The sequence below is a fragment of the Candidatus Venteria ishoeyi genome (genome assembly GCF_030378065.1).
In the GTDB taxonomy this organism is placed as follows: domain Bacteria; phylum Pseudomonadota; class Gammaproteobacteria; order Beggiatoales; family Beggiatoaceae; genus Venteria; species Venteria ishoeyi.
The window spans coordinates 66,250-73,030 of sequence record NZ_JAUCGJ010000021.1 but is presented as its reverse complement, the minus strand read 5'-3'; the positions used below and the strand labels follow the sequence as shown (position 1 = coordinate 73,030).

9 protein-coding genes and 1 pseudogene are annotated in these 6,781 nt (G+C 44.7%); 8 read left to right on the top strand and 2 right to left on the bottom strand.

Annotation, left to right across the window (positions count from 1 at the left end; genetic code table 11):
• Window positions 1-335: 335 nt before the first annotated feature.
• Window positions 336-575: pseudogene (locus QUF61_RS09065) on the top strand (IS66 family transposase); the annotation flags it as partial.
• A 31-nt stretch (window positions 576-606) separates the two neighbouring features.
• On the opposite strand, the gene QUF61_RS09060 reads toward QUF61_RS09065, so the two are convergent.
• Entirely contained in the window at window positions 607-762 is a 156-nt protein-coding gene (locus tag QUF61_RS09060; protein ID WP_289681387.1) for a hypothetical protein, read from the bottom strand.
• A 205-nt stretch (window positions 763-967) separates the two neighbouring features.
• Here QUF61_RS09060 and QUF61_RS09055 point away from each other — a divergent pair, with 205 nt between their 5' ends.
• The 7 genes from QUF61_RS09055 (at window position 968) to QUF61_RS09025 (ending at window position 6,131) form a co-directional block, all read left to right on the top strand.
• On the top strand, window positions 968-1,714 hold the full coding sequence (locus tag QUF61_RS09055) for an NADH-quinone oxidoreductase subunit B (RefSeq protein WP_103919867.1): 747 nt from the start codon (window positions 968-970) through the stop codon (window positions 1,712-1,714).
• Between the two features lie 6 nt (window positions 1,715-1,720).
• Window positions 1,721-2,281, top strand: coding sequence for an NADH-quinone oxidoreductase subunit C (locus tag QUF61_RS09050; RefSeq protein ID WP_289681386.1), 561 nt, complete (start codon window positions 1,721-1,723; stop codon window positions 2,279-2,281).
• Window positions 2,282-2,369: 88 nt separating this feature from the next.
• Window positions 2,370-3,005, top strand: coding sequence for a Uma2 family endonuclease (locus QUF61_RS09045; RefSeq protein WP_289681385.1), 636 nt, complete (start codon window positions 2,370-2,372; stop codon window positions 3,003-3,005).
• A gap of 221 nt (window positions 3,006-3,226) precedes the next feature.
• On the top strand, window positions 3,227-3,496 hold the full coding sequence (locus tag QUF61_RS09040) for an exodeoxyribonuclease VII small subunit (protein WP_103919864.1): 270 nt from the start codon (window positions 3,227-3,229) through the stop codon (window positions 3,494-3,496).
• A complete protein-coding gene (ispA, locus tag QUF61_RS09035; RefSeq protein WP_289681384.1) occupies window positions 3,471-4,370 on the top strand; it encodes a (2E,6E)-farnesyl diphosphate synthase in 900 nt (299 codons plus the stop codon). The genes QUF61_RS09040 and ispA overlap by 26 nt, the downstream gene beginning before the upstream one ends.
• A gap of 66 nt (window positions 4,371-4,436) precedes the next feature.
• Window positions 4,437-5,249: an inositol monophosphatase family protein gene (locus tag QUF61_RS09030; RefSeq protein WP_306438042.1), complete on the top strand. Its 813-nt coding sequence runs from the start codon at window positions 4,437-4,439 to the stop codon at window positions 5,247-5,249.
• A gap of 15 nt (window positions 5,250-5,264) precedes the next feature.
• A complete protein-coding gene (locus QUF61_RS09025; RefSeq protein ID WP_103919862.1) occupies window positions 5,265-6,131 on the top strand; it encodes a delta-class carbonic anhydrase in 867 nt (288 codons plus the stop codon).
• Between the two features lie 14 nt (window positions 6,132-6,145).
• Here the strand turns inward: QUF61_RS09025 and QUF61_RS09020 are convergent, their stop codons facing one another.
• Window positions 6,146-6,583, bottom strand: coding sequence for a DciA family protein (locus QUF61_RS09020; protein WP_177428400.1), 438 nt, complete (start codon window positions 6,581-6,583; stop codon window positions 6,146-6,148).
• Between the last annotated feature and the right edge of the window lie 198 nt (window positions 6,584-6,781).

Genomic DNA, 6,781 nt, shown 5'->3' with positions numbered 1-6,781 from the left:
ATAACTGGATAGATGGCATACAACATTATGGTAATCATTTTTATAAGGTTGTTGGCATTATGCGGCATTTACTGGAAGAAACTGAAAGGCAGGGACAGAAATGGTTTAAGGGGCAAAGTGCTGCCCGGTTGTTATACCAATAGCTGATATTTTCATTTCTCATTAAGTTATATTTATGGCACCAAATAGCCTGCCATAGGTAGGTTATGGCTGATTTTTGGTTTTTTTCATATAATCGGGCTGTTTTTCCTGGTTTATCTCTGAATTTTATAATTTGACCTGGCTGAGGAAATTAGAACGATAGTGTAGTTTTATTTTTTTAATTTATTGGCTGTCTGCTAATTTTTGATAATGAGGCCGAACACGCGTTACGGCACTGGGTGATTATGCGCAAAATTACCTATGGTACTCAAACGGAGGTAGGAACTCGCGTGTTTGCGGTGTTGGCATCGGTGATTGATACCTGCCGTAAGCGAGATGTTTCTCCTTGGCGTTATCTGGAAAAGGTTATTGGAGAGCGGCGAGCAGGGAGAAGCGCTCCGGCTTTGCCTGCCGCTCAGGTGGAGGGGGTCTGAATGGTTACCTTAAAGCTGCTCTTGATCAAGACTATCTATTTAAGATATTGACTATGCAGTAAATTTGATGCGATTTCCCTACAAAACCAGTTGCTTCATAACCCGTATCCACCCTATCTTTGTCTGGCGCAGCGTTGTCTGCATTGGCTTCGATATACAGTGCTATTTTTTCTGCTTCCGTAGTCATTTCATAGCTCTTGTTTCACGGGTGTTACGTAAGTGCAAGCGTAGCAAATTCAGCATGTGTTCGATATAAGGCAGATAAATTCAGTTGCCAATTAACAAACATTTGCTAGAATTGCATTGTATCCCACACTTCGCATCCTTTACCCGTGCCTTTTAAGCGCTTTACGCCTGAAAACAACAACGGCGCAACAGCAGGAGTTCACCGCATGTCACAGAAAGTTATTCCGGTAACGGCTGAACACAATCCCGATACGGATGTTGCTTGTCGGGAAATTGATAAACAAGAACGTAGTTTGCTGGGTAAGGTGATTGATCGTTTCGCCGATCATTGCCGTGCGCGTTCTTTGTTTATTTTGCATTATTGCACGGGCTGTGGCGCAATTGAACTGCCGCCCACTATCACCTCGCGCTTTGATTCCGAGCGCCTGGGCATACAACCGATGGTCACGCCAAGGCAGGCTGATATTCTGCTGATTACCGGTTATTTATCAACTAAAACACTGAAACGGGTTATTCTCACTTACGAGCAAATGCAGGGGCCTAAATATGTCATCGGCATGGGTTCTTGCACCATTAATGGCGGCATGTATTGGAACAGCTATGCCACGGTTAAACGCTTGCAGGAATATCTGCCGGTGGATCTTTATATCGCAGGTTGTATGCCGCGCCCGGAAGCCATACAACAAGGTTTTTTACAGTTGATCAAGCAAATTGATCGTGGCGAGGGTAACGCATGGCAGGATTATTATCGTCGTTATGATCAGTATTTAGGCAATCAGCAGGCATTATTTGGCCCGGATTGGCATACGCCTACGGATGTGATTGCGGAAGCCAAACACTATAATATGCTGGGTGAACATACCGAAGGTGAGCATACGGCTTTGCTGGAAAAATTCGCCTCTGCTTATGTAACCAACGCCAAAACCAATACTGCCCTGCAATATCAAGAGTAAATAGCTATGAATGCTTCAGCATCACTAGAATCTTTGCCGGAGTCGCTGCAAGCGGCTTTTCAGGAGTTGCCGAATCTGCATATCACGGAAACCAGCCCCAGGCGTTTGAAAATCAATTTACAAGCTGATGCGCTGCCTGCTTTCCTCGAATTACTGAAAGGCCGCGCCGGTTATATTCATCTGTCTGCGATTTCCTGCGTGGATTGGGATGAAAGCAATGAGTTTGAGCTGGTTTATCACTTGTGGTCATATCAGGTTAAAACCCTGGTTTCCGCGCATATTCTGATTCCTAAAAAACCGGGGCGTTATGTGTCGGTGCATGATATTCATACCCCTGCTGCATTTTTTGAGCGTGATATTCATGAAATGTTTGGACTGTATTTTGAAGGCGCACCGGATCAGGAGCCGTTTATTCTTACTGAATGGTATGGCCCACCGCCGATGCTGAAATCATTTGATACTGAAGCCTATGCCAACGACACCTGGAACTGGCAGGATTATCAACCGAAGTGGTTGCAGGAAATTGAAGCTAACGGCGGTAGTTTGGTGACACAAAAAGAAAAATAATTTTAGGCTTTCAGGTATAACTTCACGGATAACACCCCTTGAAGGAGTGTTATCCGTGAGGTGTTTGAAAATTATTTGAGGTGGCAATATGCAACTCACATTATCACAAATTGTCGTTCCACCAGGGCATCAGGTTTTATTAAAAGATATAGACTGGCAAACGCTGGAAAATATACTGGAGGAATCCAACCAAATCGGTAGTCATTCACGTATTTCTTACAGTCAAGGTTGGTTGGAACTGATGTCACCGCTCGCAGTGCATGAAGATGACAAAACCATTATTGGTAATTTAATTGAAGTCTTACTCGAAGAATTGGATATTGAGTTCAGAGCCTTGGGTTCCACAACCCTGAAAAGCCCCAAAGCTAAAAAAGCGGTGGCGCCGGATGAATGTTTTTATATCCAGCATGAAGCGCAGATACGGGGTAAAAGCCGCATTGACCTGAATATTGACCCACCGCCGGATTTAGCGATTGAGATTGATATTACCCATCGCTCGCATTTTGATAATTATGAAAAACTCGGTGTCCCCGAGCTTTGGCGCTATAATGGCGAGGACTTAAAGATATTTGTTTTAGTTGATGGCTGTTATCAGTTATCCGACAAGAGTCGGCAATTCCCTGACTTTGACATGCAACAGATGATTCCGCATTATCTGGAAAAAAGTAAAGTTGAAGGGCGAAATAAAGCGATTAAAGCTTTTCGGCAGAAAATTATCTGTTAGCTGATACATTTTAAAATTTAAGCGGATAATGATGAACATACTTTTCCTCGTTCCCAACGTCCTCGTTGGGAATGCCTGTCTTGGAAGCGCCAGCTTCCTGAATATCAGGTAAGGCGGTTTGGCTGCTTTATCTGCCTGACTAACCAGGCTGTTTCCTGCTATGCTCAAAATGGTAAGTGATGGTAATCTTATGTAACAAGTAAAAAATCAGGAAATATAATATGCCAAAACGTGCAATTAACCTGGAAAAATCACTCAGGGATTTGGAAACTTTAGTCACTAAAATGGAATCAGGTGATTTGAGTCTGGAAGAATCCTTGAAACTATTTGAACGCGGTATTCAATTAACCAGGCAAAGCCAGCAGGCTTTGAATGATGCCGAGCAGAAAGTTGAAATTTTAATTAATGATCACATGCAAACTTTCCCGCTAAATCCTGATACACAGTTTGATAAGGTAGAACCGGATGCTGTTGCAAAATCTGATGACTAAATACCGTCAGCGCGTTGAACGTGCGCTGACAGAACGCTTGCCCAAACCCGGTATACAACCGGCACACCTGCATGAAGCCATGGCTTATGCGGTATTAGGCGGCGGTAAGCGGGTGCGCGCATTATTGGTGTATCTGACCGGGCAGGCTTTTGGTGCAAAACCTGAAAACCTGGACGCGCCTGCCTGCGCAGTGGAATTGATACATGCTTATTCGCTGGTGCATGATGATTTGCCCTGCATGGATGATGATGATTTGCGCAGAGGTAAACCCACCTGTCATATTGCCTTTGGTGAGGCGATGGCGGTACTGACTGGTGATGCGCTGCAAACATTGGCATTTCAGGTATTGAGCCGAGATATGGAGGAAGATGACAGCGGCTTATCCAGTGAACAACGTCTGCAAATGTTGGCAACATTGAGCTTGGCAAGCGGCTCGCGCGGCATGGTGGGTGGACAAGTGATTGATATGGAAGCGGTGGGGGAAAATCTGAATCTCGCGCAACTGGAAAATATGCATATCCATAAAACCGGGGCTTTGATTCGTGCCAGTGTTTGTCTGGGGGCTTTAGCTTGCAAAGATTTGCCAGCGGGGGCTTTTAAACAGCTAGAGCGTTATGCGCATTGTATTGGATTGGCGTTTCAGATTCGTGATGATATTCTGGATATTGAAGCCAATACACAAACCCTGGGCAAAAGACAAGGCGCGGATAAGGCCTTAAATAAACCCACCTACCCTGATTTACTGGGACTGGGGGAAGCGAAAAAACGTGCCGATGAATTGTTACACAGCGCATTGGACGCGCTATCTGGTTTTGATCAACGCGCAGACCCTTTGCGTTGGCTGGCTGAATTTATTATTAACCGCACACATTAAGAAATTCATGGTAGTGTGGAGCAAAAAGCAGTTTTTGCATAACCCTAATTAAAGGAATCAACATTCATGGCAATACATCCCATGCTGAATACGGCTATTAAAGCTGCGCGCCGTGCAGGTAATCAAATTGTACGCGCGATGGATCATCTTGATGGTCTATCAATTGAAGCCAAAGGCACTAATGATTTTGTCAGCGAGGTGGATCGTAATGCGGAAAAAACCATTATTGAAACCTTATTGCAGGCTTATCCTGATCACGGCATTCTGGCTGAAGAAAGTGGTATTAAGGAAGGTAAAACTCTGCATCAGTGGATTATTGATCCACTCGATGGCACAACCAATTTTCTGCATGGACATCCGCAATTTGCGGTGTCTATTGCACTGAAATTTCGCGGCAAACTGGAACAGGCGGTCGTTTATAACCCAATGACGGAAGAATTATTCACCGCAACGCTGGGACGTGGCGCTTTTCTGAATAATCGGCGGATACGTGTCAGCCAGGTTAATCAATTAAGATATGCCTTGTTAGGCACCGGTTTTCCATTTCGCGAAGAGCGTTATCTGGAGATTTATCTGGAGACGTTTCGGCGCTTATTTCCGAACTCTTCCGGTGTGCGCAGAGCGGGTTCTGCGGCATTGGATCTGGCTTATATCGCGGCAGGTCGGCTTGATGGCTTCTGGGAATTTCATCTGCAACCCTGGGATATTGCCGCCGGTGCCTTACTCATTAAAGAAGCGGGCGGTATGGTAACGGATATGAAAGGCGGCGAAGATTATTTTGATTCCGGTGATATTCTGGCCGGTAATTTGAAGATACATCAGCGTTTGCAAAAAGAACTGGCTGAGTGTTTGGTGACGGCTAATTCAACCACCAATTAATATAGAGGTAACAAGATGAAATCTAATGCACTTTTACTACTGGCAGCAGCGACATCAATACCATTTAACGTAACTGCGAAAGATACTCATTCTGGTGCTCATGGTCAAGTAAGCGATCAAGTTATCGCACATCAGCGCCATAGTCTTGCAAAGAACACCGAAAACAAAGGATTTGGCCCTCAGTCACCACGCGATATTGACTCAGTAGCAGGAAATAACAATATTAAATTCAACCCGGCACCTGCGTATGAGCAGATGAATCTATGCAATATTCATTTTCATAAGAATGCTGAACATGCGGGAGGAGAATTCACCAAGTATGCCGGTAATGGGGATGGTCACGGCTATCTGAGTGGTTATCAGTATTCTGGTCATCTAAGCGATACTGAACTGGCAACCATTGACCATGAGGTTTGCCCCAGCAAGCATGGAAGTCTTTATCCCGGTGACACCATTGAAGTTCATTATGTCCATTCAACCGCAGCAATAAAGCCTGGTCCTACTTTGGGTTCTTGTTTGAGCGACTCGAACAAGAATCCTCAATTGCGTGTAGAAACTCAGGTATACGTTCTGGTTAATGACAACAATGCCCTTAGTTTTGCGGCGTTAACCAAACATGAGCAGAAAAATGGGGTATACCAGGCCTCAAATATTCCCAATGATACCGGAACCCCTGTTCAATATGCAGGTTCAACGACAGGCCCTAGTTACAACGAGGCCGGATCGCCTTTTCAAGTAAGCTGGAGCGTTCGCCCCAAAGTTGCCAAGGTCAATATTGCAAGCGTTGGCGAGTGGTGCAAAGGAAATGTCTTTAATGAAGATCATGCGCATGGCGTAAGAAATCTCGTTATCAACCCCGCGCTTCTTTCCAAAATCAAATAATAGCTGAGTAGTTGTTACATTTCCCCCTCTTTTCCTGATAAACGCAATAAAGCCTCACGCAGTGGCAGATATTCAGTATATTCCGCCTGTGTATGTAATATTTCAGCGGCGGATTCTGACAGGATATGCGGGGTAAATGGAATATCTTTATTTAGATTTTGCGGGGGCTGTCGTACCTTTATGCGCAAGGTGGAGACCTGCGGCAAACGTTGATCCCGTTGCCAGCATTGCAGCAATTGTGGGCCGAACATGCGCAGACGACTCCCCCAAACCGGGGCATCAGCATGTAGATACAACGTGCCTTGACGGACATTGGCCAGCCAGACATGGGCATTTAACGGTGCCGGCAGGCATTGTTGCAAATAAATATCGAGTTTTCTCAAATAGCGACTTTGATTAAGCAACGCTTGCAGGCGGCTTTGATGTTGAAAAAGATTTGAAATATTTTGCATGAACATGGAATTCCTTAATTTTATCCCCACATCTAAGGGAAATTACGCAGTGGCTCCTGTTTCTATGCGAACAAAAATCCTGCGTCAACTGTGCCAGTTATTTAATTCCCATTCCTTAACAAGCTGTAAAAAACCGGATTTTGATACGCTGAGCGTATATAATAACGGATTTTTTATTCCCTAAACTAAAATACCCCT